At 72.5% G+C, this 24224-nt stretch carries 19 protein-coding genes; 8 read left to right on the forward strand and 11 right to left on the reverse strand.

What is annotated here, in order from left to right; all coding sequences use genetic code 11:
- Positions 1-48: 48 nt before the first annotated feature.
- Positions 49-1236: an amidohydrolase family protein gene (locus A6A06_RS18180; protein WP_073762353.1), complete on the reverse strand. Its 1188-nt coding sequence runs from the start codon at positions 1234-1236 to the stop codon at positions 49-51.
- A gap of 148 nt (positions 1237-1384) precedes the next feature.
- Here A6A06_RS18180 and A6A06_RS18185 point away from each other — a divergent pair, with 148 nt between their 5' ends.
- Positions 1385-1759, forward strand: coding sequence for a hypothetical protein (locus A6A06_RS18185; protein ID WP_242440804.1), 375 nt, complete (start codon positions 1385-1387; stop codon positions 1757-1759).
- 219 nt (positions 1760-1978) lie between these two features.
- Here the strand turns inward: A6A06_RS18185 and A6A06_RS18190 are convergent, their stop codons facing one another.
- Together A6A06_RS18190 and A6A06_RS18195 are read right to left on the reverse strand one after the other, a co-directional pair.
- On the reverse strand, positions 1979-5002 hold the full coding sequence (locus A6A06_RS18190; protein WP_079194109.1) for a protein kinase: 3024 nt from the start codon (positions 5000-5002) through the stop codon (positions 1979-1981).
- A 268-nt stretch (positions 5003-5270) separates the two neighbouring features.
- The gene (locus A6A06_RS18195; protein WP_199930965.1) at positions 5271-7466 is read right to left on the reverse strand and encodes a serine/threonine-protein kinase; all 2196 of its coding nucleotides are present in this window, start codon (positions 7464-7466) and stop codon (positions 5271-5273) included.
- A gap of 162 nt (positions 7467-7628) precedes the next feature.
- On the opposite strand from A6A06_RS18195, the gene A6A06_RS18200 reads away from it, so the two are divergent.
- Entirely contained in the window at positions 7629-8027 is a 399-nt protein-coding gene (locus A6A06_RS18200; RefSeq protein ID WP_073762355.1) for a hypothetical protein, read from the forward strand.
- On the opposite strand, the gene A6A06_RS18205 is transcribed toward A6A06_RS18200, so the two are convergent.
- A complete protein-coding gene (locus A6A06_RS18205) occupies positions 7925-9631 on the reverse strand; it encodes a glycerol-3-phosphate dehydrogenase/oxidase (RefSeq protein ID WP_073762356.1) in 1707 nt (568 codons plus the stop codon). The two genes, A6A06_RS18200 and A6A06_RS18205, sit on opposite strands and share 103 nt — an antisense overlap.
- Before the next feature lie 209 nt (positions 9632-9840).
- Between A6A06_RS18205 and A6A06_RS18210 the strand changes: the two genes are divergently transcribed.
- Positions 9841-11151: a nucleotide sugar dehydrogenase gene (locus A6A06_RS18210; RefSeq protein WP_073762357.1), complete on the forward strand. Its 1311-nt coding sequence runs from the start codon at positions 9841-9843 to the stop codon at positions 11149-11151.
- A gap of 131 nt (positions 11152-11282) precedes the next feature.
- Positions 11283-11870, forward strand: a complete 588-nt coding sequence (locus tag A6A06_RS18215; protein ID WP_073762358.1) for a hypothetical protein — start codon at positions 11283-11285, stop codon at positions 11868-11870.
- Between the two features lie 99 nt (positions 11871-11969).
- On the opposite strand, the gene A6A06_RS18220 is transcribed toward A6A06_RS18215, so the two are convergent.
- The 4 genes from A6A06_RS18220 to A6A06_RS18235 form a co-directional block, all read right to left on the reverse strand.
- Positions 11970-13097 carry a GuaB3 family IMP dehydrogenase-related protein gene (locus A6A06_RS18220; protein ID WP_030675082.1) on the reverse strand — a complete coding sequence of 376 codons (1128 nt, stop codon included), beginning with the start codon at positions 13095-13097 and terminating at the stop codon, positions 11970-11972.
- A gap of 169 nt (positions 13098-13266) precedes the next feature.
- Positions 13267-14769, reverse strand: a complete 1503-nt coding sequence (gene guaB, locus A6A06_RS18225; RefSeq protein WP_073762359.1) for an IMP dehydrogenase — start codon at positions 14767-14769, stop codon at positions 13267-13269.
- A 243-nt stretch (positions 14770-15012) separates the two neighbouring features.
- Complete coding sequence (locus A6A06_RS18230; RefSeq protein ID WP_003984493.1) at positions 15013-15588, reverse strand: sigma-70 family RNA polymerase sigma factor; 576 nt, start codon at positions 15586-15588, stop codon at positions 15013-15015.
- A gap of 281 nt (positions 15589-15869) precedes the next feature.
- On the reverse strand, positions 15870-16481 hold the full coding sequence (locus tag A6A06_RS18235; RefSeq protein WP_003948568.1) for a response regulator transcription factor: 612 nt from the start codon (positions 16479-16481) through the stop codon (positions 15870-15872).
- A 379-nt stretch (positions 16482-16860) separates the two neighbouring features.
- Here A6A06_RS18235 and A6A06_RS18240 point away from each other — a divergent pair, with 379 nt between their 5' ends.
- Entirely contained in the window at positions 16861-17193 is a 333-nt protein-coding gene (locus A6A06_RS18240) for a WhiB family transcriptional regulator (RefSeq protein WP_073762361.1), read from the forward strand.
- A 79-nt stretch (positions 17194-17272) separates the two neighbouring features.
- On the opposite strand, the gene A6A06_RS18245 is transcribed toward A6A06_RS18240, so the two are convergent.
- Positions 17273-18184: a LysR family transcriptional regulator gene (locus tag A6A06_RS18245; protein ID WP_073762362.1), complete on the reverse strand. Its 912-nt coding sequence runs from the start codon at positions 18182-18184 to the stop codon at positions 17273-17275.
- 80 nt (positions 18185-18264) lie between these two features.
- Here A6A06_RS18245 and A6A06_RS18250 point away from each other — a divergent pair, with 80 nt between their 5' ends.
- Both A6A06_RS18250 and A6A06_RS18255 read left to right on the forward strand, forming a co-directional pair.
- The gene (locus A6A06_RS18250; protein WP_073762363.1) at positions 18265-18930 is read left to right on the forward strand and encodes an MOSC domain-containing protein; all 666 of its coding nucleotides are present in this window, start codon (positions 18265-18267) and stop codon (positions 18928-18930) included.
- Positions 18931-19015: 85 nt separating this feature from the next.
- Positions 19016-19789 carry an SDR family NAD(P)-dependent oxidoreductase gene (locus A6A06_RS18255; protein ID WP_073762364.1) on the forward strand — a complete coding sequence of 258 codons (774 nt, stop codon included), beginning with the start codon at positions 19016-19018 and terminating at the stop codon, positions 19787-19789.
- Between the two features lie 82 nt (positions 19790-19871).
- On the opposite strand, the gene A6A06_RS18260 is transcribed toward A6A06_RS18255, so the two are convergent.
- Positions 19872-21386 (reverse strand): right-handed parallel beta-helix repeat-containing protein, encoded by a 1515-nt coding sequence (locus A6A06_RS18260; protein WP_199930966.1) that lies wholly within the window; start codon positions 21384-21386, stop codon positions 19872-19874.
- Between the two features lie 94 nt (positions 21387-21480).
- Positions 21481-23451, reverse strand: coding sequence for a DUF2264 domain-containing protein (locus A6A06_RS18265; RefSeq protein ID WP_079194107.1), 1971 nt, complete (start codon positions 23449-23451; stop codon positions 21481-21483).
- 222 nt (positions 23452-23673) lie between these two features.
- Between A6A06_RS18265 and A6A06_RS18270 the strand changes: the two genes are divergently transcribed.
- Positions 23674-24224: DeoR family transcriptional regulator (locus tag A6A06_RS18270; RefSeq protein ID WP_199930968.1), on the forward strand; the 551-nt coding region annotated here is incomplete at its 3' end.

The following is a 24224-nucleotide window of genomic DNA, read 5'->3' on the forward strand; positions in this document are numbered from 1 at the left end:
CCGATCCGTCAGAAGGAATCCAGCGCTGTCACGCGAGGACCGGGCCTGTCACGCGAGATCCAGATCCAGCATGCGGATCGCGTTGCCGCGCATCAGCTTGTACACGGTCTCCTCGTCCAGTCCCTTCACGTGGTCGAGGGCGACCTCCTTGGTGTGCGGGAACGTCGAGTCCACATGCGGGTAATCGGTCTCGAAGGTCGCGTTGTCCCGGCCGACCACGTCGAGCGAGGCGACACCGTGCTTGTCGCGGAAGAAGCAGCAGAAGATCTGCCGGTAGTAGTACGAGGAGGGCGGCTCGGGGATCAGGTCGCGCACCCCGCCCCAGGCGCGGTGTTCCTCCCACACGTCGTCCGCGCGCTCCAGGGCGTACGGTATCCAGCCCATCTGGCCCTCGCTGTAAGCGAGTTTGAGGAGCGGGAACTTCACCAGGACCCCGCTGAAGAGGAAGTCCATCATCGACGCCATGGCGTTGTTGAAGCTCAGCGACGCCTGGACGGCGGGCGGCGCGTCGGGGGAGGCGGCCGGCATCTGCGAGCTGGAGCCGATGTGCATGTTGACCACCGTCCCGGTCTCCTCGCAGACCGCGAAGAAGGGGTCCCAGTAGCCGGAGTGGATCGACGGCAGTCCGAGGTGGGTCGGTATCTCGCTGAACGTCACGGCCCGCACCCCGCGCGCCGCGTTCCGCCGTATCTCGGCGACGGCCAGGCCGATGTCCCACAGCGGAATGAGGCACAGCGGGATCAGCCGCCCGCCGCTGTCGCCGCACCACTCCTCCACCATCCAGTCGTTGTACGCGCGCACGCAGGCCAGGGCGACCTCCTTGTCGCGCGCCTCGGCGAACGTCTGGCCGCAGAAGCGGGGGAAGGTCGGGAAGCACAGCGACGCCTCGACGTGGTTGAGGTCCATGTCCTTGAGCCGCTCGGCCGGGTCCCAGCAGCCGGGGCGCATCTCGGCGCGGGTGATGCCCTCCAGCGTCATCTCGTCGCGGTCGAAGCCGACGGCGGCGATGTTGCGCTTGTACGGGAACTTCAGGTCCTCGTAGATCCACCAGTCCGTGGCCGGGCCGTCCGGGTCCATCGTGATCACGTACTTGCCGCCGGTGTACGCCAGCTCGCCGATGCCCGCGGTTAGGGGCTGCGGCCCCCGCGCCCGGTACTTCGCCGGCAGCCAGGTCTCGAAGAGGTGCGCGGGCTCGATGACGTGGTCGTCGACGCTGACGATGCGCGGTAGCTCCATCCGATTCCCCTCACACGGTTCCACCGGCCGGTGCCCGACGGGCCGCCGCGGCCGAGTATCTGATGACCCGTCAGGTACGAGGCTAGCCGGGCGCCCGGGGGTCGACAAGGCGCACGACGGGCGGGGCCGGGGGTGGACGGGGCGGGAGTTGAACGCGTTAAGTGACAGGGTCAGTTGGGGCGGTGCCGGTCCAGACACGCGCATCGCGATCATCTGCGACGTCCCGCTCGGTCAGGCGGCACACGCGGCAGGCGGCCCGGTAGCGCTGGCCGACGACCCGGACGCGGTCCGCGGCATGCTCCACCTCATGCGGCAGAACCTCGCCACGATGGAGACGCCGCCGGTACCTCGCGCGTTCGCCGCGTTGCAGGCTCTGCCGCAAGGGCTCCTTGTGGCCGCGCTCCGGCGCTTCCTGAAGAGCCCGACAGCCGTGCACAGCGGACTCAGCGACCGCTCGCCCGCCACGGCGGCCGAACTGGAACGGCTGGCCGAACAGCTCCGTGCCCCTGCGGGAGCCCGCTAAGCGCCCCAGGACGGCGAAATCCTCACCACGCACACCACCGCCAGTCCCACAGTCCTCGGCCCCACCTCCGCCGGCTCCCCGGACGGTAACCGCTGACCTCATGACCGTTTCGGCAGCAATGGAGCGTCCGGCCTTCGGAGTTGGCGTGGCTTTCTGCCCCATTGGGGCCACGTCTTCAGAGGGCGCTGCGTTACAGGGCGAACGTTGGTTGAGGCGGCACTAGTTGGGGCGGTAGGACCCCGTCGCCTGGTCGTAGAGGCGGTCGACCTCGCGGCGCTCGTTGTCCGGGCCGATGACCTGGATGACGTGGTAACGGCCGTTGTGGATCATCGCGAGGTTGCGTACGTAGACCTGCCGGCCGCTGCTGTCCTGCCAGGTGAAGGTGCCCTCCGCCATCGCGGCCCGGCCGACGTCGATCCGGCGCAGGCCGGAGGAGCCGGACCAGCTGGACTCCCGGTACGGGGCCAGTTCCGCCTCCTTGTCCTGCTGGTAGGCCATCGGGTCGGTGCCGTAGCGGGACGTGGTGTCGCGGCCGGGCACGATCAGCAGCTCGAAGTCGTTCCCCAGGTAGCGGATCTGGCCGCGCTCGTTCTCCCCGCGGCGCTGCCAGCCCTGGTGGACGGCGACCTGGAAGCCTTCCGGGTCCTTGCGTACCGCGAAGCCCTCGGCGAGGTCGGCGGGTTCGGTCGTCTGCGGCTGCTGTTTGCGTGAGCCCTGGTCGCCGGCCCGTCCGCCGGGGCTGTCGTCAGGCGTCGAGGTCTGCGTGCCCACCGCGCCCCTGCGCTCCCGGACGCTGCCCGCGCCGCCCTCCTCGGAGCCGGCCTTCGGCAGGAACAGGACCGCGGCCAGGATCGTGCCCACCACCAGCAGGAGCACCAGCCCCACGAGAAGCAGCCCCAGGCGCCGCGGGCTGCGTCCCGCCGGGGGCGTGGCGCCCTCGATGCGCCGGATCTGCTTGGCGGGGCGGGGCTGCTTGGCGGGCCGGGGCGGCTTGGGTGCGCGGGCCGGTTTGGGCTGACGCGGGGGCCGGGCCGTGGTCGCTGTGTGCGGAGGGGAGAAAGGGGGCTGGTGGGCGGAGTGAGGAGGGTGGTGGTTGTTGTTGTCTTGGTTGCTGTTGTCTTGGTTGTTGTCGTGGCGATCGTCGCCGGAGCGGTGGTCGTACGGAGTGAGGGGCGGGAGCGGGTAGGCGGACGGCTGAGGCTGAGCTGCCGGACGCGTGAGGTGCTGCGGCTGCTCGGCGAAGGCCTCGGGGCGGGACTCGGCGAGGTCCGCGGGGAGGCCGGGCTGAGCGGGCTGAGCGGGCTGAGCGGGCTGAGGATGCTGAGCAGGCTGAGCAGGCTGACCGGGCTGGGTGGGCTGAGCGGGCTGGGTGGGCTCCCGGTGTGCCACGGTCTGCCGTTTGCCCTTCGGCTGCCGCGGCGGCTTGGCCGGGCGCGGCGGCCGGGACTGCCGCGCCTTCTTGTGCCGCCCCTTGTGTACGAGTTCGCCCCGGCGCCGCAGGATCGGGAGCCGCCGCGAGTCGGCCGGCCCTTCCAGCGACGGCACGGTCACGACCCGGCTGCCCGCCTCCGGCTCCGGCGCGGTGCGGATCAGCGACCGCAGCCAGCCGCGCAGCTCCTCGAAGTCCGGGCGGTCGGCCGGGTCCTGCCGCATCAGCGACTCGACGACCGGCCGCAGCGCGCCGCACTCCTCGGCGTACGACGGCGGCTCCGAGCACACCAGCTGCACCAGCTCGGCGGCGCTGCCCTCGGGGTAGGCGGAGTGCCCCTGCACGATGCGGAACAGCAGCGCGCCGACCGCCCACAGGTCGGTGGCGGGGCCGACCGGGGGCGCGAGCTGCCAGTTGGCATGGACCGGTCCGGCCTGCTCCGGCGCCCAGCGCTCGGTGACCGGGCCGACGACGTTGATCCGTACCTGCCGGGCCCGCTCGGCGGCCAGGGCCGCGCCCGGACGCCCGTACGAACCGGTCCGGGCCGGATGTTCCGGCACTTCCGGCACCTGCGGCACTTCCGCCGCCTGCGGCGCCTTGGCCAGGGAGGGCCCCGCCTCCGGCGCGGGCCGCTGAACCGGCAGCGGATACGGCACCTGGACGCCGCCGGGGCGCGGCACCGGACCGGGCAGGCTGCCGCCGTACGAGGCGCTGCCCGGCCCGGACGCAGCCACCGGGTGAGCCGGAAGCGGGGTCGGCGTCGGAGTCGGAGTCGGCGCGGTGATGTGGTCCCGGTACGGGCTGAAGTGCGGGTCGGCGGGGTGCGCGGGCTCGGCGGGTGCGGGTGTGCCGTCGCCGGTGGCCGTGCGGGCGGCCGCTGCCCGCGCGCCCGCCTGGTAGGCGGCGATGGCCCCGGCGCGGGCCCGGCGTGCGTCCGTTTCGGAAGCGGTGCCCGGCCCCCCGGCGCCGTCCGCTTCCGGGCCGGAAGGTTCCGCCGCCGACCCGTCCGGCGAGGGGGTTTGCCCCGGTACGGCCGCCTGTTCCGGTACGGACTCTCGCGCCGGTATGGGCTCGTGCCCCGGTATGGACTCGTGCGCCGGTACGGACTCCGCCGTACGCCCCGGACCGGCCGTCTGTCCCGGACCGGCCGTCTGCCCCGGCACTGCCGCCCGCCCCGCCCCGGCCGCCTGCCCCGCCGCGCTCTCCTCCCCCGGCACCGGGTCGTACCCGCACAGCGCTTCCTCCGCCGCTCCCGCCGCCAGGCCGGTCAGGATCGCCCGCCCGTCCTCGCAGATCAGGACCGTGCGGACGGTGATGTTGCGGTGGGTCCAGCCGTGGGCGTGCAGGGCGCGCAGGGCGGTGAGGACGTCGGCGGCGACCTCCGCCGCCCGGTGCGGGGTGAGGGTGCGTTCGGCCAGCAGCGCGGCGAGCGGCCGGGCCGCGACGCGTTCGCTGACGATCCACAGGCTGCCGTCCTGGGCGAAGACGTCGAAGACCTGGTCGAGTTGCGGGTGGTCCGGCAGCCGGGCCGCGGCGGTCGCGGCCTCCAGGGCGCGGCGTACGGCGGGGTCGTGCGGCATCCGGTCGGCGCCGCCCGGCCGGTGTCCGTGGCCGCCCGGCGCGGGCCGCCCGCCCGGGTGCCCGGCGTCCAGGAGTTCCGCGTCCACGATTTCGGGCAGCGGCACCTGCCGTACGAGGACCTCCTGCCCGCTGTATGTGTCGAAGGCGCGGGTCTCGGCGAACTCGTACACGTCCGACGGCGGCACCGGCAGGCGGTAGCGCTCGGCGAGCACTCTTCCCGCGTACTCGTCCACGACGCCTCCCAGCGCGCGATTCACGCCGCCTGCCCGGCTTTGTCCGGGAGCTCCCGGCCCCACTGGTTACCCCCAGTGGTCAAAACCGGTCGCATTTCTTCCGATTGCGGCTGCGTACGGTCTTCGGGGACTCACGATACGTGCCGGAGGCGCGGGTTGAGGAGCGCTCCGGCCAACAGTTCCCCCAGGACTTCGCATCCGCCCTGCGGCCGTCGGCGCGCACACCTCGTCGGCCTGCGTACCTCTTCGGTACGCACGCCGCGGTGGGTCAGTCCTTCACCTGGAAGGTCGCGAACGCGGTGTCCCTCAGCTGCCGGCACTCCGCCGCGTCCCAGGCGTCCGCCTTGCAGGTGATCATGATCGCGTAGCCGTGCCGGTCGTCGGCCCGGAAGCCGCGGTTGAGCACGCGTACGTCCTGGCCGCCCTGCTTGCGCGTGAACGACCAGTCGGCGACCGTCGGGTACCCCCGCCACTCGACCGCCTTGAGATCGATGCGGTGGTAGTCCTGGACGCTGCCGCGGACGCCGGGCTCCTGGGCCCGCCAGGCAGCCGCAGCATCGCTGCCGGGCTTGGCGTTGTAGTCGACCTGGACGCGCGGGAAACCGCCCGCGGCGCTGTAGATCGCGCCGGAGTTCCGCCCGGACGTGCCCGTCTGCTTCCAGCCGGACGGCAGCGCCACGGCGAAGTGGAACCCGGTGTGCGCCGCCGTCTCGTAGCCCTGCGGCACCGCCTTGTCCTTGCCGTCACCGCCCGGCTTGCCGCTCTGGCCGCTCCGACCGTCCGGCTTGGCGTCCGTCGGCCGGCTGGAGGTGTCCTCGGCGGTGGCCGGGGCAGAGCCCGCCGCGCCGGTGGCGGCCTTGTCGGCGCCCGCCGCCCGGCCGCCGCTCTCCTCGTCGCCCCCGCTGAGCGCGAAGGCCAGCACCGTGCCGATCACGGCGAGCACCACGACCACGGCGGCGATGACGAGCGTACGGCGGGGTACGACATCGGTGACGGACGCCCGCGGCGGGCCGGACCGGCGCGCGCCGTCGTCCGGCTTCGTCTCCGGCCGGGCGGCAGCGGCAGCGGCAGCCGCCGCCTTGCGCACCGCCTGGAGCGCCGTGCGCACCTTCTCCTTGGCGCCCTCCGACTCGAAGCCCGTCCGCCCGGCCGAGCCGACCGCCGTCGGCCAGTTCCTCGGCCCGTTCGTCGAGCCGGTCTGTGTCGACTGGCCGGTGGTGTTCCGCGTCGTCGAGGCGGTCGCCGCCTTGCCTCCGGAGCCCGTACCCGCGCCCGCACCCGCACCCACGCCCGTGCCTGTACGCGGACCCGAATCCGTACGCGATCCCGTGTCCGTGAGCGGACCGGCGGCCGACGCCGCACGCGAACCCGCGGACGGAGCCGACGGCCCCGGACGCGAAGCGCCGCGGCCCGTTTCCGGTGCGCGTCTCCCGGCTTCCCTGGCTTCCTTGGTGCGCGGCTTGGGCTTCCACTGCGGGCGCGGCACCGACGGCTTCGCCCGCGCCTGCTCCCGGTCCTTGTCCCGGCCGCGCTCCTTCGGCTGCGCCGGGAGCTCCTCGGGGACGACCGGCAGCGCCATCGCCCGGGTCGCGTCCGGGGCGGGCGGTTCCGGTCCGGTGTCCTCCGGCGCGTTGGCCGCGTCCAGCAGCAGCGCGCGCGCCGCCCGGTCGTCGAGCCGCCCCGCCGGGTCCTTCACCAGCAGCCCGTAGATGACCTCTTCCAGCATGCCGGCGCTCTTCGGCGGCTCCAGCGGCTCGGTCATCACCGCCGTCAGGGTGGCGATGGCCGACCCCTTGTCGTACGGGGGCACGCCCTCGACGCAGGCGTACAGCAGGCCGCCCAGCGACCACAGGTCCGCCGGGGGGCCCGGCTTCTGGCCGCGTGCCCGCTCGGGCGATATGTACGAGGGCGCGCCGACGAGCATTCCGGTGGAGGTCACCGAGGGGTCGCCCTCGACCTGGGCGATACCGAAGTCGGTGAGCACGACCCGGCCGTCGTCGGACATCAGGACGTTGGAGGGCTTCACGTCGCGGTGCAGGATGCCCTCGCGGTGGGCGGCGTTCAGCACGTCGAGGACGGCGAGGCCGACCTCCGCCGCCCGGCGCGGCGTCAGCGGGCCGTCGTCGCGCACCACCTCGGCGAGCGAACGGCCCTCGACCAGCTCCATGACGATCCACGGGCGGTCGTCCTCGTCGACCACGTCGTAGACCGTGACCGCGCCGTTGTTGCGGATTCGGGCAATCGCCTTGGCCTCCCGCAGCGTGCGGGTGATCAGGCGGCGCTTCTCGTCCTCCTCGACCCCGCCAGGGAAGCGCAGCTCCTTGACCGCGACCGTACGGCCGAGCACTTCGTCCCGTGCGCGCCAGACCGTACCCATTCCGCCCCGGCCGAGGACTTCGGCGAGCCGGTACCGGCCGGCGAGCAGCCTGCCCTCCTTGCCGTCCATCTCGACCTCGTCGCCCACTGAATCCCCTCTGCAATCCAGCCGAGTTGGCATCTCGAACACTTGTCGATCACCAAACTGGCCCAACTCGGACAACCCACCCTGGCGGAGCCTTCATTCTCTCTCATCCGCGCCTGTGGGGAAGGCCAGGGTCCACGACTCCGCGCCTCTTGTGCACCCGCCATGATGGCCCGGGAGGGCGGCGCTCCCGCTGACGAGGGGATCGTCGGCGCGCTGCCGACGGGCCCCGGGACGGAAAACGACGGCAGGAACGACGGCAGGAACGACGACGGGAACGGCGACAAGAAGGACGACAGGGACGACGCCAAGAACGGCAGCCGGGACGACGCCAAGACCGACGGCCGGGACGACGGCAAGGGCGACGGCCGGGACGAGGACGGAACCACGATGCGCCCCCCGCCCGCCCCCTCCCGCCGTCGCCCGCCGCCTCCCGCCGCCCCGCCGTCTCCCGCGCCCCCCTACAGCGGCACGATGTCCGGCGCCCCCAGCCGCGCCGCGTCGGCCGTCAGGTCGTCCGGCTGCCGCTGCGACTCGCGCTCGGCCTCCACCCGCTTCTCGTAGTGCTGCACCTCGCGGTCGATCTGGTCCGCGTCCCAGCCCAGCACCGGCGCCATCAGTTCCGCGCACTCGCGGGCGCTGCGGGTGCCGCGGTCGAAGGTCTCGATGGAGATGCGGGTACGGCGGGTGAGGACGTCGTCGAGGTGCCGCGCGCCCTCGTGGGTGCAGGCGTAGACGACTTCGGCGCGCAGGTAGTCGTCGGCGGCGGCGAGCGGCTCGCCGAGGGCCGGATCGGCCACGACGAGCTCGAAGACCTCGTCGGCCAGGGAGCCGTAACGGTTCAGCAGATGCTCGACGCGCACGACGTGCAGACCGGTGCGGGCCGCCGTGTGGGCCCGCGCGTTCCACCTCGCCCGGTAGCCCTCGGCGCCGACGAGCGGCGTGTCCTCGGTGACGCACTCGGCGACCCTCTGGTCGAGCCCGTGCACCGCCTCGTCCACCGCGTCCTTGGCCATCACCCGGTACGTCGTGTACTTGCCGCCCGCGACCACGACGACCCCCGGCACCGGGTGCGCGACCGTGTGCTCGCGCGAGAGCTTGCTGGTCGCGTCCGACTCGCCGGCCAGCAGGGGGCGCAGGCCCGCGTAGACGCCCTCGACGTCGTCGCGCGTCAGCGGGGTGGCGAGCACCGAGTTCACGTGCTCCAGCAGGTAGTCGATGTCGGCGCTGGACGCCGCCGGGTGCGCCTTGTCCAGGTCCCAGTCCGTGTCGGTCGTGCCGACGATCCAGTGCCGTCCCCACGGGATCACGAAGAGCACGCTCTTCTCCGTGCGCAGGATGAGCCCGGTCGTCGAGTGGATGCGGTCCTTGGGCACGACCAGGTGGATGCCCTTCGAGGCCCGTACGTGGAACTGGCCGCGCTCCCCGATCAGGGCCTGGGTGTCGTCGGTCCAGACGCCGGTCGCGTTCACCACCTGGCGGGCCCGTACCTCGTACTCACCCCCTGCCTCCACATCCTGCACCCGGGCACCGACAACGCGTTCGCCCTCGCGCAGGAAGCCGACCACCCGGGCCCGGTTGGCGGCGTCCGCCCCGTACGCGGCGGCGGTCCGGACGAGGTTCATCACGAAGCGGGCGTCGTCCATCTGGGCGTCGTAGTACTGCAACGCGCCGACCAGGGCGTCCTTCTTCAGGCAGGGTGCGACCCGCAGGGCGCGCTTGTGCGAGAGGTGCCGGTGCACGGGCAGGCCGCGGCCGTGGCCCGAGGAGATCGACATGCCGTCGTAGAGGGCGACACCGGAGCCCGCGTACCAGCGCTCCCAGCCCTTGTGGGTGAGCGGGTAGAGGAACGGAACCGGTTTGACCAGGTGCGGCGCGAGCCGTTCGAGCAGCAGTCCGCGCTCCTTCAGGGCTTCCCGTACGAGCGCGAAGTCCAGCATCTCCAGGTATCGCAGTCCGCCGTGGATGAGCTTGCTCGACCGGCTCGACGTGCCCGAGGCCCAGTCGCGGGCCTCGACCAGTCCGGTGTCCAGACCGCGGGTCGCCGCGTCCAGTGCCGTGCCGGCGCCGACGACTCCGCCGCCGACCACCAAAATGTCCAGCTCCCGTTCCGCCATCCGTGCGAGCGCTTCCGCACGCTGGGCCGGTCCGAGTGTCGCTGTCCTCACCGCTGCCTCCCGCTGTGGTCGGGGTCACACTCCCCGTCCGTCGATTTTGGCCGCGCCACCGGCCCGTATCCACCCTCCGGCGGACGCGGCAACACCCCGCCGCCCCGATCCACCAATCCCCATTCTGGGCCAAATGTCCGCTTAGTCTATTTATGCTCTTATGCTTCACCGCCTCATCCGGAACCGCTCGGGAAGGACGGCAGACAGCCATGCCCGCAGACCTCGCCGTCATCGGACTAGGCCATATCGGTCTCCCCCTCGCCCAGGCCGCCACCCTCGCCGGCGTCCGCACCATCGGCTACGACCCCGGACCGCCGTCGGCGACGGCCGCACCGGACACCCCCGCGGCCACGCCCCCGCAAGGCCGCCCGGCCGCCGCCCCCGCCACACCGCACACCCCGCACAGTCCACTCACCCCGCCCGAGGCCCGGCGGCTGCTGTCGGCGGGCTTCCGCACCACCGATGACCCCACCGCGCTCGGCCGGGTCCGTACGGCTGTCATCTGCGCCCCCACCCCACTCGGCGCGGACGGCGCCCTCGACCTGACCGCGGTCGCCGACGCCGCCCGCGTACTGGCGGCGCACCTGCGCCCGCACACCACGGTCGTCCTGGAATCCACCGTCTACCCGGGCACCACCGAGGAATTCCTGCGCCCCCTCCTGGAAGAGGGCTCCGGGCTGACCGCGGGACGCGACTTCCACCTCGCCTGCTCCCCCGCCCGCCACGACCCCGGCAACCGCGCACACCGCTACCGCACCGTCCCGAAGGTCATCGGCGGCCTGACCCCCGCCTGCACGGAGGCCGCCGCGGCGTTCTACGCCCGGCTCACCGACAAGGTCGTCCGCGCCCGCGGCCCGCGCGAGGCGGAGACGACCAAGCTGCTGGAGACGAACTACCGGCACCTGAACATCGCGCTCATGAACGAGATGGCGGTGCTGTGCCACGACATCGGCGTCGACCTCTGGGACGTCATCCGCTGCGCCGAGACCAAGCCGTTCGGCTTCCAGGCGTTCCGCCCCGGCCCCGGAGTCGGCGGCCACACCGCCCCCATCGACCCCAACTACTACTCCTACAAGGGGCGTTCACTGGGCTATCCGCTGCGCATGGTCGAACTGGCACAGGAGGTCAACACCCGGATGCCGCGGTACGTCGTACAGCGCTGCGCGACCCTGCTCAACGAGCACGGCAAGTCCGCACGCGGCGCACGCGTCCTGCTTCTCGGCGTCACGTACAAGCCGGACATCGGCGACGAGGAAGGCTCCCCGGCCCGCGAAGTCGCCTCCCGGCTCATGGAGTTGGGCGCGCACATCACGTACCACGATCCGTACGTCCACCAGTGGCAGGTACGGGACCGGCCGGTCCCGCGCGCCGACGCCCTCTACGACGCGGCGGCCGGGGCCGACCTCACGCTGCTGCTCCAGCACCACCGCACGTACGACCTCCAGGGCCTGTCGGTGAAGGCCCAGCTGCTGCTGGACACGCGCGGCGCCACGCCGACGGGTGCCGCGCACCGGCTCTGAGCACAGGGGAAATCCGTAGCGGACATGTCAGACCGGTCTGTTACCTTGTGTCCGCGTATCGAACATGTGCGCGTCCACACCGACCGGTCCCGCGCCCAGCGCCGCGACGGTCACCATCCCGGGGGAATTCCATGAGCCAGCCCTGGCCGCCCGCGCCTCAGCAGCCGCAGCAGCCGCAGCAAGGTACCCACCAGCCGCCGCAGGCTCCGTACGGCGCCCCCGCCCCGGGCGGCTTCCCCGCACCCGGCGTGCCCGCACCCGCCGCCCCCGCACCCGGCGGCTACCCCGCGCCGATGGCCCCGTCGCCCGCCCGCCAGGGCAACGCCGGTCTGGCCGTCGCGCTCGGCGTCGTCGTCATGCTGGTCGCGGCCGGTGTCTACGGCGCGGTCCTCAACGCCGTCGACGGTGCCTCGATCGGCTACGCCGCGCTCGCTGTCGGCGCGCTGATCGGCGCCGTCCTGGGCAAGGTGGGCGGCCGCAACGCCGCGCTGCCCGTCGTCGGCGCGGTGCTCGGCCTGCTCGGGCTCTACCTCGGCCAGGTCTTCGGCATGGCCCTCATGACGTCCGATGTCCTGCACGTCCCGCTCGCCGAGACCGTCCTCGACCACTTCGACGTCGTCCACACCGTGTGGAAGAACTACCTCGGCTTGATCGACGTGGCCTTCTACCTGCTGGCGGCGGCCGGCGGCTTCCAGGTCGCCAAGAAGCTGGGCGCCTGACACCCCGCGCCGTACGACGCGAAGGGCCCGGACCGCACGAGGCGTGCGGTCCGGGCCCTTCGGCGTCGGCGGGCCGGACGGAACCCGTCCGGCGGCCGGTCAGCGCTTGTCGTGCTGCGACGGCGCGACCGTCACCTCGACCCGCTGGAACTCCTTGAGCTCCGAGTAGCCGGTGGTCGCCATCGCCCGGCGCAGCGCGCCGAAGAAGTTCATCGAACCGTCCGGCGTGTTCGAGGGACCGCACAGGATCTCCTCGGTGGTGCCGACCGCGCCCAGGTCCATGCGCTTGCCGCGCGGCACGTCCGGGTGGACGGCCTCCATGCCCCAGTGGTGGCCGCGGCCCGGCGCGTCCGTGGCGCGCGCCAGCGGCGAGCCCATCATGACGGCGTCGGCGCCGCAGGCGATGGCCTTGGGCAGGTCGCCGGACCAGCCCACGCCGCCGTCGGCGATCACGTGCACGTAGCGGCCGCCGGACTCGTCCATGTAGTCACGGCGGGCCGCGGCGACGTCGGCCACCGCGGTCGCCATCGGCACCTGGATGCCGAGCACGTTACGGGTGGTGTGCGCGGCGCCGCCGCCGAAGCCGACGAGGACGCCCGCCGCGCCGGTGCGCATCAGGTGCAGGGCCGCGGTGTACGTGGCGCAGCCGCCGACGATCACCGGGACGTCCAGCTCGTAGATGAACTGCTTCAGGTTCAGCGGCTCGGCGGCCGAGGAGACGTGCTCGGCGGAGACGGTGGTGCCGCGGATCACGAAGATGTCCACACCCGCGTCCACGACGGCCTTGGAGAACTCGGCCGTACGCTGCGGCGAGAGCGCGGCGGCGGTGACCACACCGGAGTCGCGCACCTCCTTGATGCGCTGCCCGATCAGCTCTTCCTTGATCGGCGCGGCGTAGATCTCCTGGAGCCGCTTGGTGGCGGCCTCGCCGTCCAGCTCCGCGATCTCCGCGAGCAGCGGCTCCGGGTCCTCGTAGCGCGTCCAGAGCCCTTCCAGGTTCAGTACGCCCAGGCCGCCCAGCTCACCGATGCGGATCGCGGTCTGCGGGGAGACGACCGAGTCCATCGGAGCAGCCAGGAACGGCAGCTCGAAGCGGTAGGCATCGATCTGCCAGGCGATCGAGACCTCCTTCGGGTCGCGGGTGCGCCGACTCGGTACGACGGCGATGTCGTCGAAGGCGTACGCCCGGCGGCCGCGCTTGCCGCGCCCGATCTCGATCTCAGTCACGTGTGTGGCCCTTCCATACGATTACGTCCCCAGTATCCCCGACCGGGGACGCCGGGGACGTATCAGGGCTTGATCAGTCCGCGATTTCGAGGAGGACCTGGGAGGTGTCCAAGGTCAGGGCTGGGGCCGAGGCCACGGGGACGATCCGCTCGTCCCCGGCCTACCGGCTTCACCGCCCCGCGTAGTTCGGCGCCTCGGTCACCATCTGGACGTCGTGCGGGTGGCTCTCCTTGAGGCCCGCCGCCGTGATGCGGACGAAGCGGCCCTTCTCCTTCAGCTCCTCGATGTTCGCGGAGCCGACGTAGCCCATGGAGGCGCGCAGGCCGCCGATGAGCTGGTGGGCCACCGAGCCGAGCGGGCCGCGGTAGGGGACCTGGCCCTCGATGCCCTCGGGGACCAGCTTGTCCTCGGAGAGGACGTTGTCCTGGAAGTAGCGGTCCTTGGAGTAGGAGCGCCCCTGGCCGCGGGACTGCATCGCGCCGAGCGAGCCCATGCCGCGGTACGACTTGAACTGCTTGCCGTTGATGAAGACCATCTCGCCCGGCGACTCCTCGCAGCCGGCCAGCAGCGAGCCCAGCATGACCGTGTCGGCGCCCGCCGCGATGGCCTTGGCGATGTCGCCGGAGAACTGCAGGCCGCCGTCACCGATCAGCGGCACGCCCGCCGCGTTCGCGGCCTGCGCGGCCTCGTAGATCGCGGTGACCTGCGGCACGCCCACACCGGCGACGACGCGGGTGGTACAGATCGAGCCGGGGCCCACGCCGATCTTAATGCCGTCCGCACCGGCGTCGATCAGCGCCTGGGCGCCGTCACGGGTGGCGACGTTGCCGCCGACCACGTCGACACGGATGTTGGACTTCACCTTGGCGATCATGTCGAGGATGCCGCGGCTGTGGCCGTGCGCGCTGTCCACGACCAGGAAGTCGGCGCCGGCCTCGACGAGCGCCAGGGCCCGGTCGTACGCCTCGCCGCCGACGCCCACCGCGGCACCGACGACCAGGCGGCCCTCGGCGTCCTTGGCCGCGTTCGGGTACTTCTCGGCCTTCACGAAGTCCTTGACCGTGATCAGGCCCTTGAGGATGCCCGCGTCGTCGACCAGCGGCAGCTTCTCGATCTTGTGGCGGCGCAGCAGCTCGATGGCGTCGTCGCCGGAGATGCCGACCTTGCCGGTGACCAGCGGCATCGGGGTCATGACCTCGCGCACCTGACGGCTGCGGTCCAGCTCGAAGGCCATGTCGCGGTTGGTGACGATGCCGAGCAGCTTGCCCGCCGCGTCGGTCACCGGCACGCCGCTGATGCGGAACTTCGCGCAGAGCGCGTCCGCCTCGACGAGGGTCGCGTCCGGGCGGACCGTGATCGGGTCGGTGACCATGCCGGACTCGGAGCGCTTGACCAGGTCGACCTGGTTGGCCTGGTCCTCGATGGACAGGTTGCGGTGCAGTACGCCCGCGCCGCCCTGGCGCGCCATGGCAATCGCCATCCGCGCCTCGGTGACCTTGTCCATGGCGGCGGAGAGCAGCGGAATGTTGACCGACACGTTGCGCGAGACCCGGGACGCCGTGGACACGGCGTTCGGCAGCACCTCGGAGGCGCCGGGCATCAGCAGCACGTCGTCATATGTCAGACCGAGCATCGCGAATTTGGCGGGCATTCCGTCGACGTTGTCAGTCATGACACCTTCCCAAATGGTCTTGCCTCAGCGCGGACACCCATGCTAACGGCCACCACAGGCGTCTCATTCCACAACGGGTGAGGAGCGCATCACTTGTGCGTTCCTATGAAATCGCGCCGCCACGGGCGTATGTTCCTACGGCCGCACGATGTTCCGACTCTACGGCCCCCCGCGGCGCCCGTGCCCCCGGGCCTCCGGAGAGCGCCGTACGCCGCGCTCCCCGACGCCGGGAAACCGGTACGGCTACTGCTCGGCCAGCGCCCGCAGCCGGCTCAGCGCCCGGTGCTGCGCCACGCGCACCGCACCCGGCGACATCCCCAGCATCTGCCCGGTCTCCTCGGCCGTCAGCCCGACCGCGACCCGCAGCAGCACCAGCTCACGCTGGTTCTCCGGCAGGTTGGCCAGCAGTTTCTTGGCCCACTCGGCGTCGCTGCTGAGCAGCGCCCGCTCCTCGGGGCCCAGCGAGTCGTCCGGCTGTTCGGGCATCTCGTTGGACGGCACGGCCGTGCTGCCGGGGCCGCGCATCGCGGCCCGCTGGAGGTCGGCGACCTTGTGGGCGGCGATGGCGAAGACGAACGCCTCGAAGGGCTTTCCGGTGTCCCGGTAGCGCGGCAGCGCACAGAGCACCGCGACGCAGACCTCCTGCGCCAGATCCTCGACGAAGTGGCGCGCGTCACCCGGCAGCCGGGACAGCCGGGTGCGGCAGTAGCGCAGCGCGAGGGGATGCACATGGGCCAGCAGGTCATGGGTGGCCCGGCGATCCCCTTCCACGGCGCGTGCGACGAGATCGCCGATCTCCTGAATCCCGTCATCGCGCATCGGTCCATGGTGCCTTGGCGCGGCGCGATCCGCGGCATCAGGTCCGTACTTGTGCACCGAAGCGTTATGAGCGGCAGGTGCGCCGGCAGTCATCTCCCGCGCCCTCCCCTCGCACCGGATCGGCCCGTCCCCGAGGAACTCCATACCTCAAGGATGCGGCACCGCGCGCCGAACCGGGATGCCGCTCCCGGACCGGCGCCTGCGGGACCACCTGCCACCCCGCCCGCCGACCGGCGGGCGGGGCCCCTCACACCCCCGCATCGCTGCACGTCACAGCCGTCCTAGCGGACCAGACCCCAGCGGAATCCGAGCGCGACCGCATGGGCCCGGTCGGAGGCGCCGAGCTTCTTGAACAGCCGCCGGGCGTGGGTCTTGACCGTGTCCTCGGAGAGGAACAGCTCACGTCCGATCTCCGCGTTGGAGCGGCCGTGGCTCATGCCCTCCAGCACCTGGATCTCGCGCGCGGTGAGCGTCGGCGCGGCACCCATCTCGGCGGACCGCAGCCTGCGCGGCGCGAGCCGCCAGGTGGGATCGGCGAGCGCCTGGGTGACCGTCGCGCGCAGCTCGGCGCGTGAGGCGTCCTTGTGCAGATAGCCGCGGGCGCCGGCGGCGACCGCCAAGGCGACCCCGTCCAGATCCTCGGCGACCGTGAGCATGATGATGCGGGCGCCGGGGTCGGCGGAGAGCAGCCGGCGCACGGTCTCGACCCCTCCCAGTCCGGGCATCCGCACGTCCATCAGAATCAGGTCCGAGCGATCGGCACCCCAGCGGCGGAGGACTTCCTCGCCGTTGGCCGCCGTCGTCACACGCTCTACACCGGGCACGGTCGCGACCGCGCGGCGGAGCGCCTCTCGGGCAAGCGGGGAGTCGTCACAGACGAGGACGGATGTCATGACCGCCCTCCGCAGCTGATGCGCGTCACCTTGAGCCTCCAGGCTGGTACGTATCGTCACCTGAGCGATCGACCGCCTCGGACACCTGCCCGAGGACTACCTCCGTCAACCGCTTCCGCCCTCTCAACGACGGTCACTCGAAAGAGTTACGGGTTGGGCAGCCGCCTTCGGCACTCTACGTGAGGGCCCGGACACGCAGAAGATGCATGGCCGAGCCCCGCCCCCCTTCGTGGCTCTATGCCCTATTTGGTGGCTTTTCCTCCTTTTTCATGGTGTCTGTGGCTAGATTCGCAATGAGTCATATTTACATCTACTTAGACAGTAGATGTACGGTCGTGAGCACCGAGCCCGAACCGGTACCGCTTCGAGAGGACCAGCAATGGCAGATTTCTCGCGCCTTCCGGGCCCGAACGCAGACCTCTGGGACTGGCAGCTGCTCGCCGCGTGCCGTGGCGTGGACAGTTCCCTCTTCTTCCATCCGGAAGGCGAGCGCGGCGCCGCCCGCAGCGCGCGGGAGACGTCGGCGAAAGAGGTGTGCATGCGCTGCCCGGTGCGCGCCCAGTGCGCGGCGCACGCCCTCGCGGTCCGGGAGCCCTACGGGGTGTGGGGCGGACTGACGGAGGACGAGCGGGAAGAGCTGATGGGCCGGGCGCGGCACCGGCTGGTGCCGGCGGCGGCCGCGGCGGGGCACCCGGGCCTCGGCGGCGCGTGAGCGCACGGACTGAAGAAACGTTTCTTCGGGAATTCCCCCCGGACGGCGCAGCGGGGCCGGACCCCGCCGCCCGGCGCCTTCAGCGGCGTACCGCGCCCGCGAGCCGCCCGAGCATCGCCTCGACCGCCGGGACCTGCGCGAGATCCGGCAGGGTGAGCGCCACGACCTCGCGCTGCACGCACGGCTCCATCGTGACCGTACGGACCCCCTTGTGCCGTACCGACTCCAGCGCCAGCTCCGGCAGTACGGCGACCCCGAGGCCCGCGCCCACCAGGCCGATCACCGCCGGGTAGTCGTCCGTCGCGAAGTCGATGCGCGGAGTGAAGCCCGCGCCCTCGCAGACCTCCACGAGGTGCCGCCGGCAGCGCGGGCAGCCCGCGATCCACGGCTCGCCGGCCAGCTCGGCGTAGCCCGCGGTGCCGGCACCGGCCAGCCGGTGCGACTCCGGGACCAGGCCCACCAGCCGGTCGACCAGGACCGGCCGCACGACCAGGTCGTCCCACTCCGCCTCGGCGGCGGGGTCCGCGCCGCGCACCTCCGGGTACCGGAAGGCCAGCGTGATCTCGCAGTCGCCGTTGCGCAGCATCTCGACCGAGCGCGGCGGCTCGGCCTCGACCAGGGAGACCCGGGTGCCGGGGTGGTCGGCGCGCATGGCGGCCAGCGCGGTGGGCACCAGCGTCGAGCTGCCGGAGGGGAAGGACACCAGCCGTACCCGCCCGGCGCGCAGGCCCGCGATGGCGGCGACCTCCTCCTCGGCGGCGGTGAGCCCGGCCAGGATGCCGACGGCGTGCCGCACCAGCGCCTCGCCGGCCTGCGTCAGCCGGGTCTCGCGGCCCGTACGGATCAGCAGCGGGGTGCCGGCGGACTGCTCCAGTGCCTTCATCTGCTGGCTGACGGCGGGCTGGGTGCAGCCCAGCTCACGGGCCGCGGCGGAGAAGGAGCCGGTCCGGGAGACGGCGCGCAGCACACGGAGATGACGGGCCTCGATCATGCCTCTGATCATAAGCGAGCCTTGGGGCGGACGGGAAATAATGGGTCGCGACTTTGGCTGGATGTCAGTAGCGTGCCGCCATGGAGCTTCTGTCTGTGAATGTGGGGCGGCCGCGGCCCATGGAGTACCGCGGCGCCACGGGCAGTACGGGCATCGGAAAGCAGCCCGTCGACGGACCGGTGGCGGTGTCGCCCCCGGGTCCCAAGGGCGTCGCCGGCAGCGGCCTGGCCGGTGACGCGGTGGTCAACCTCCAGCACCACGGCGGCGACGACCAGGCGGTGTACGCCTACGCGCGCGAGGACCTGGACGTCTGGGAGAAGGAACTGGGCCGCGAACTGCCCGCCGGGATGTTCGGGGAGAACCTCACCACCCGGGGCGTGGACGTGACCCACGCGCGCATCGGCGAACGCTGGCGCGTCGGCTCCCGGCTGCTGCTGGAGGTGACCTCGGCGCGCATCCCCTGCATGACCTTCCAAGGCCGGCTCGGCGAGCCCGGCTGGATCAAGCGCTTCACACAGGCGGGCGTGCCCGGCGCGTACCTGCGGGTCGTCGAGCCGGGCGAGATACGCGCCGGGGACCCGATCACCGTCGAGCACCGCCCGGACCACGACGTGACGATCGCTCTCGCCTTCCGCGGCATGACCACGCGGCGCGAGATGCTGCCGCGGCTCCTCGAAGCGGGCGAGGCACTCCATCCCGAGCTGCGCGAATGGGCGCTCAAGTACATCCGTACACAAGAGGCTTGAACCCGGATGAACGGGACGCCCGGCCCCCGGCCGGTGCCCGCCGGCCGGGGGGAGCGGCGTGCCTGCGTGCGGATAGCGTGCCCGTATGACGACTGCATTGATTACGGGAGCGACGGCGGGCATCGGCGCCGCGTTCGCCCGCCGGCTGGCGGGCGACGGCCACAACCTGGTGCTCGTGGCGCGCAACGAGAAGCGGCTGCGTGAGCAGGCCACCGAGCTGCACGACCGGCACGGCGTCGAGGTGTCCGTCCTGACCGCCGACCTGGCGACGGAGGACGGCATCGCCGCCGTCGAGGAACGGCTCGGCGACCGCACCCACCCGGTGGACCTGCTGGTCAACAACGCGGGCTTCGGCAACAAGGGCGAGTTCCTGGACGTGCCGATGGCCGACGAGCTGAAGATGCTCAAGGTGCACTGCGAGGCGGTGCTGCGGCTGACGTCGGAAGCGGTCAGGGGGATGCGCGAGCGGCGCCGCGGCGGCGTCGTCAACGTCGCCTCGGTGGCCGCTTTCGTCCCGCGCGGCACGTACGGGGCGAGCAAGGCGTGGGTCGTGCAGTTCACCCAGGGCGCGGCCCGCGACCTGGCGGGCAGCAACGTACGGCTGATGGCGCTGTGCCCGGGTTTTGTCCGCACCGAGTTCCACGAGCGGGCCGGGATGGGCACGGACGGCATCCCCGACTGGATGTGGCTGGACGCCGACAAGCTGGTGGACGCGGCGATGAAGGACCTGGCGCGCGGCAAGTCGCTGTCCGTCCCGGACCCGCGGTACAAGGCGCTGATGGGCGTGGCGAAGCTGGCGCCGCGCAACCTCCTCGGCGGGATCACGTCGAAGACGGGGCGCAAGTACGGCCCGCAGTAGGACGGTACGGGCGGTGCGGTTCGAGCGGTGCGGTACGGGCCGTGGGTGAGGCCACGCGCGGCCCGTACCGCCGGGAAGGTCGTCAGCCGGTGCCGGGGCCCTCGTACGCGCCGATCGTGGGGGCTCCGGCGGGCAGCGGTGTGCCGAAGTAGTCGCGGCCGCCGTTGTCCGCCACGTGCCGCCCGGCGGCGTGGGCCGGTGATCCGGCGGTGAGGCGGAAGTCGTCGCGCAGTCCGGGGTCCGCCGTGCTGCCGCCGGGGTTGGCGGGCAGGTGGGCCGGTGGCAGCCCGTGGAAGACGTTGTGGTCGAAGCGCAGGCCGGGTGTGGGGTTCTTGAGTGCGTAGCCGCCCTGTCCGCGGCTGACGAAGATGTTGTTGCGGACGGTCAGCCGGTGGTCGGTGGTGGTGGGGGACGCGGTGTCGTCCTGGACCAGGTAGGCGGGGATGCGGTCCGTGTTGAGGAAGCTGTTGTTGTAGATGCGGGTGTCGAGGACGGGGCCCGCGCAGTTCTGGATCAGCCGGGCGCCGTCGTTGCGGCTGATGTTGTAGCGGACGGTGGTGCCGACCGTCTTAGCGCCGCTGTACGGGCACAGCAGCAGGAAGCCGCCCTTGTTGTCGTGGCTGTTGTTGTACTGGAACACCGTGTTCCGGGAGGCGCCGTCCGCGTCGAAGGACATGCCGTCGTGTGTGTTGCCGCCGCCGGAGACCTCGTTGTACTGGACGAGGGTGTCGTCGGTGTTGAACGTCCACACTCCCGCGTTGGCCGAGGGCGAGCGGAGCTGGAAGCCGTCCACACGGTTGTGCTCGACGACGGCGCCGGCCGTGGTGTCCAGCTTTATGCCGTCGCCCGCCAGTGACCTGAGGGTGTTGTGGTGGACGCGGACCCGGGTGCTCGGTGTCCAGGCGCCGGGGTAGGTGTGCGGGTCCTGCTGGTTGCCGACGAGGGCACGCCTGGACCAGGTCGACTTGAAGTACACGCCCTCCCGGTCGACGTCCTCGATACGGTTCCCGGCGATTTCCAGCCCGTCGTAGCGGCTGGACCGCGCCGTGCCCTCAACGGCGACGTGGATGCCGCTGGACCCGGTCAGCGTCTTGGCGTCGCCGCCGCGTACGTCGTGCACGTACAGCCCGGTGACCGCGATGCCGCGGGCCGTGCCGTAGTCGGTCAGACGCAGCCGTACGCCGTTGCGTTCGCTGCCGGGGCGCGCGGCGTTGACGATCTCCAGAGCGCTGAGGCGTACGTACTGCGTGTCGGCGAGCAGCACGGTGTCGTGGGCGCCGGCGCCGTCCAGACGGGCACGGGCTGCGGCGCTTCCGTAGTCGGCGATGGTGAAGGGGGCGTCGGCGGCACCCTCGCCCTTAGGGGCGAGGGTGCCGGTGCAGGTACTGCCCCGATGGAACAGCAGGCGGTCGCCGGGGCCGTACGGATGGGCGTTGGCCTGGGCCAGGGAGGACCAGGGGCGGGCACGGGAACCGTCGCCCCCGGCGGGCGCGGCGCAGTCGACGTGGAAGGCGCGGCCCGGAGAAGCAGAGGGGCGGTCGGCGGCGTGCGCGCCGGGGGCCGTGACGAGCGTGAGCGCGGCGGACAGAGCGAGCACGATGGGTGTCGCACGGGCGGCGGTGCGCGGGCGCGGTCCTCGTCCGGGTCCTGGTCCTGGTCCTGGTCCTGGTCTCATGGTCCGTGGGCCTCCGTTAAGGGGCGGTGACGGTGTCCTTGTCCAGAGAGAGGGTGCTGATGGTGGCGTCCTCCCAGGTCACCTGGAGCGTGTGGCGGCCGGTGACCCGGACCTCGGCCAGCTTGTGCAGGGGCGCCGGGGCGGGCTCCGCGGTCAGCGAGGCGAGCGAGACGAAGAGGGCGCCGCCCGGGGTGTCGGGCACGGTGCCGTCGAGGCAGGCGGTGCGGGTGTGGTCCCCGAAGGGCGTACTGCCGGTCGGTACGGTCGTCGGCTGCCCGGCGCCCTCGGCGAAGCCGTGTACGGCGTGGAGCTGGGCGGTCGGCCCGTCGTCCGGGACGGCATAGCCGGTCTGCCGTACGGGCGTGCCGGGCGCGGCCCCGGTGACGAGGTGGGCGCGCACCTCGACGCGGCCGTGCGCCAGGGTCGCGGACAGGACCCGTACACCGTCGAGTGCGGAGCCGTCGGCACGCAGCGGGGTGTGCGCCGAGGCGGCCCAGCCGGGGCCGCCGCCGCGCTGCTCGGCGGGACCGCGGCCGGTGGGGGTGCCGTCCACGAGCAGGGCGAAGTGGTTGTCGGGCGTGGCGACGGGGGTGGTGTCGGAGCCGGGGTTGGCAGACGTGTCCACGACGGCTCCGGCGGTCGCGGCGCCCTCGGCGGCCGACGGGCCCGTACGCGTCGAGTAGGCGAAGCGCGCGTAGTTCGGGTCGGCCGGGCCGAACACCGAGGAGCTGCCGTGGTTGTGCAGCCTGACCAGCCCGTCGGCCGCCGTGGACTGCACGAGCAGGCCGGGCGCGCGCAGCGTGGTGACGGCGTCCGCGGTCTCGGCGGGCAGCGGTTCCTCGCGTTCGGTCCAGGCGGGGTGGCCGTCCGGCAGCAGCAGGCCGAGCAGGCCCTTGGACGCCCAGTACGGGGAGGCGGGCCCCGAGTAGCCCTGGAGCATCGGCGCGTACGGGCCGTACCAGCCGAGCGGCAGGAGGCCCTCGTCCGTGACGGCACCGTGGTCGAGGAAGTGCCGCAGGGTGCCGGAGGCCAGGCGGCGGGTGGCGCCGGGGCTGAGCGGGGTGTGGCCGGTGAGCGCGCCGAGCCAGGGGGCGGCGAGCGTGGCGAAGCGGTAGGTGAGCGAGCGGCCGAACGGCACCGGCGCGCCGTTGGCGTCGAACATGCGGCGGTAGCCGTCGAGGTGGGCGCTCAGCCGCTCGCCGTACGTGTCGAGCAGCGCGCGGTCGCCGGAGAGATGGGCGTGCAGAACGGGATAGAAGTGCAGCGCCCAGCCGTTGTAGTGGTCGAACGCCTGGTTGTCGCCGTCGCTGTACCACCCCTCGCCCCGGTACCAGCCGTCGATGCGCTCCAGCGCGCGGTCGACGGACGCCTGCGCGCGGTCCGTCTCGATGCCCGCGTCGAGGAGGAATCCGCCGACGGTGAGGCCGAACAGCCACCAGTTGTTGTCGATGGGCGGCGGGTCGAGGGCGGGCAGCAGCCAGTCGACGGCGCGCGTGCGGACGTCCTCGTCCAGGGTGTCCCACAGCCAGGGGCGGGTCAGGCGCAGGCCGAGGGCGACGGAGGCGGATTCGACGATGGCCTGCCGGGTGCCGGGCATCAGCGGCCAGGCGTCGGGGTGCTTGCCGCCGAGCTCCGGTTCGCTGACGGGGTGTGCGGTGCCCGCGGCGAGCCCTTCGCCGTACCGGGCCAGGTAGCCGTGCGGGTCCTGGCCGCCGCTGCCGGCCACCCGGAAGGCGGCCGCCAGGAAGGTACGGGCGTAGCCTTCCAGGCCGTCCGAGCGCGGGCCCGACCAACTGGGGCGGGCGCCGGGAAGGTTGATGAGCCCGTTGCGGGGTGAGGCGTACGGGACGACCGCCTGGAGGAGGCTGTCGGCGGTGGCTTCCCAGTGCGCGCGGGTCCAGCCGGTGTACGGGCTGCGCTCGCGGTCCTCGGGCGGCAGGGATCCGGCCTCCCGGCCGGCGGACTGCGGGGGCGGAGGCACGGTCATGGGCGTAATCCCTTACGGTCGACGACCTCAGAAATCCTCAACTCAGCGCGATCGAACGTCAAGAGGATCTGATCGATTGACCGGTTTACCGAGCCGTTCGATCACGCTGCACTAGGGTGCGTCTTCACCATGGAGACGGGCCCGTCCGCCCAGGAGGCGGGCCCGGGACCGGCCGCCGTCCCGGCCGCCACCGGTCCGCCACACCGCGAGGGGGCTGCCGCCGTGCGCGAACGTGCTGTGCAACGTCATGACCGCCTGCTGTCCCTGGTACGGCAACGCGGCTCGGCCCGCGTCACCGACCTGGCCGGCCAGCTCGGCGTCTCGCCCGTCACCGTACGGCGCGACGTCGAAACGCTGGCCGGCAAGGGCCTGCTCGACCGGGTGCACGGCGCGGTGTCCTGGCCCCGGCGGCACGACCGGAACGCCGACGGCCGCGCGCCCGCCGCCGACGGACTGGTGCTCGGCCTGCTGGCACCCTCGGCCACGTACTACTTCGCCGACGTGATCCGCGGCGCCCACGAGGCCGCGGCACGGGCCGGCGCCCGGCTGGTACTGCGGATATCCGACTACCGCCCCGCCGAGGACCCGGCGCGCGCCCACGGCCTGCTGACCGCCGGAGCCGAAGGGCTGCTCGTCGCGCCGGGCTGGCGCGGCCCCGGCGACCCGGCCGAATACGGCGGCTGGGTCGCCGAACTCCCCGTACCCGTCGTGCTGTTGGAACGCAGCGTGCCGCCGGGCAGCCCGCTGGCGGGGCTGGACCGGGTGTGCTCGGA

The organism is Streptomyces sp. CB02923 (genome assembly GCF_001905005.1).
Classification (GTDB): domain Bacteria; phylum Actinomycetota; class Actinomycetes; order Streptomycetales; family Streptomycetaceae; genus Streptomyces.

Bases quoted from the DNA above. Each gene is read 5' to 3' on its own strand.
- A6A06_RS18200 (WP_073762355.1), top strand. From the start codon at position 7,629: ATGATGGCCCGGGAGGGCGGCGCTCCCGCTGACGAGGGGATCGTCGGC.
- A6A06_RS18250 (WP_073762363.1), top strand. From the start codon at position 18,265: ATGGAGCTTCTGTCTGTGAATGTGGGGCGGCCGCGGCCCATGGAGTAC.
- A6A06_RS18210 (WP_073762357.1), top strand. From the start codon at position 9,841: ATGCCCGCAGACCTCGCCGTCATCGGACTAGGCCATATCGGTCTCCCC.
- guaB (WP_073762359.1), bottom strand. From the start codon at position 14,769: ATGACTGACAACGTCGACGGAATGCCCGCCAAATTCGCGATGCTCGGT.
- A6A06_RS18245 (WP_073762362.1), bottom strand. From the start codon at position 18,184: ATGATCGAGGCCCGTCATCTCCGTGTGCTGCGCGCCGTCTCCCGGACC.
- A6A06_RS18265 (WP_079194107.1), bottom strand. From the start codon at position 23,451: ATGACCGTGCCTCCGCCCCCGCAGTCCGCCGGCCGGGAGGCCGGATCC.
- A6A06_RS18240 (WP_073762361.1), top strand. From the start codon at position 16,861: ATGGCAGATTTCTCGCGCCTTCCGGGCCCGAACGCAGACCTCTGGGAC.
- A6A06_RS18215 (WP_073762358.1), top strand. From the start codon at position 11,283: ATGAGCCAGCCCTGGCCGCCCGCGCCTCAGCAGCCGCAGCAGCCGCAG.
- A6A06_RS18255 (WP_073762364.1), top strand. From the start codon at position 19,016: ATGACGACTGCATTGATTACGGGAGCGACGGCGGGCATCGGCGCCGCG.
- A6A06_RS18235 (WP_003948568.1), bottom strand. From the start codon at position 16,481: ATGACATCCGTCCTCGTCTGTGACGACTCCCCGCTTGCCCGAGAGGCG.
- A6A06_RS18180 (WP_073762353.1), bottom strand. From the start codon at position 1,236: ATGGAGCTACCGCGCATCGTCAGCGTCGACGACCACGTCATCGAGCCC.
- A6A06_RS18230 (WP_003984493.1), bottom strand. From the start codon at position 15,588: ATGCGCGATGACGGGATTCAGGAGATCGGCGATCTCGTCGCACGCGCC.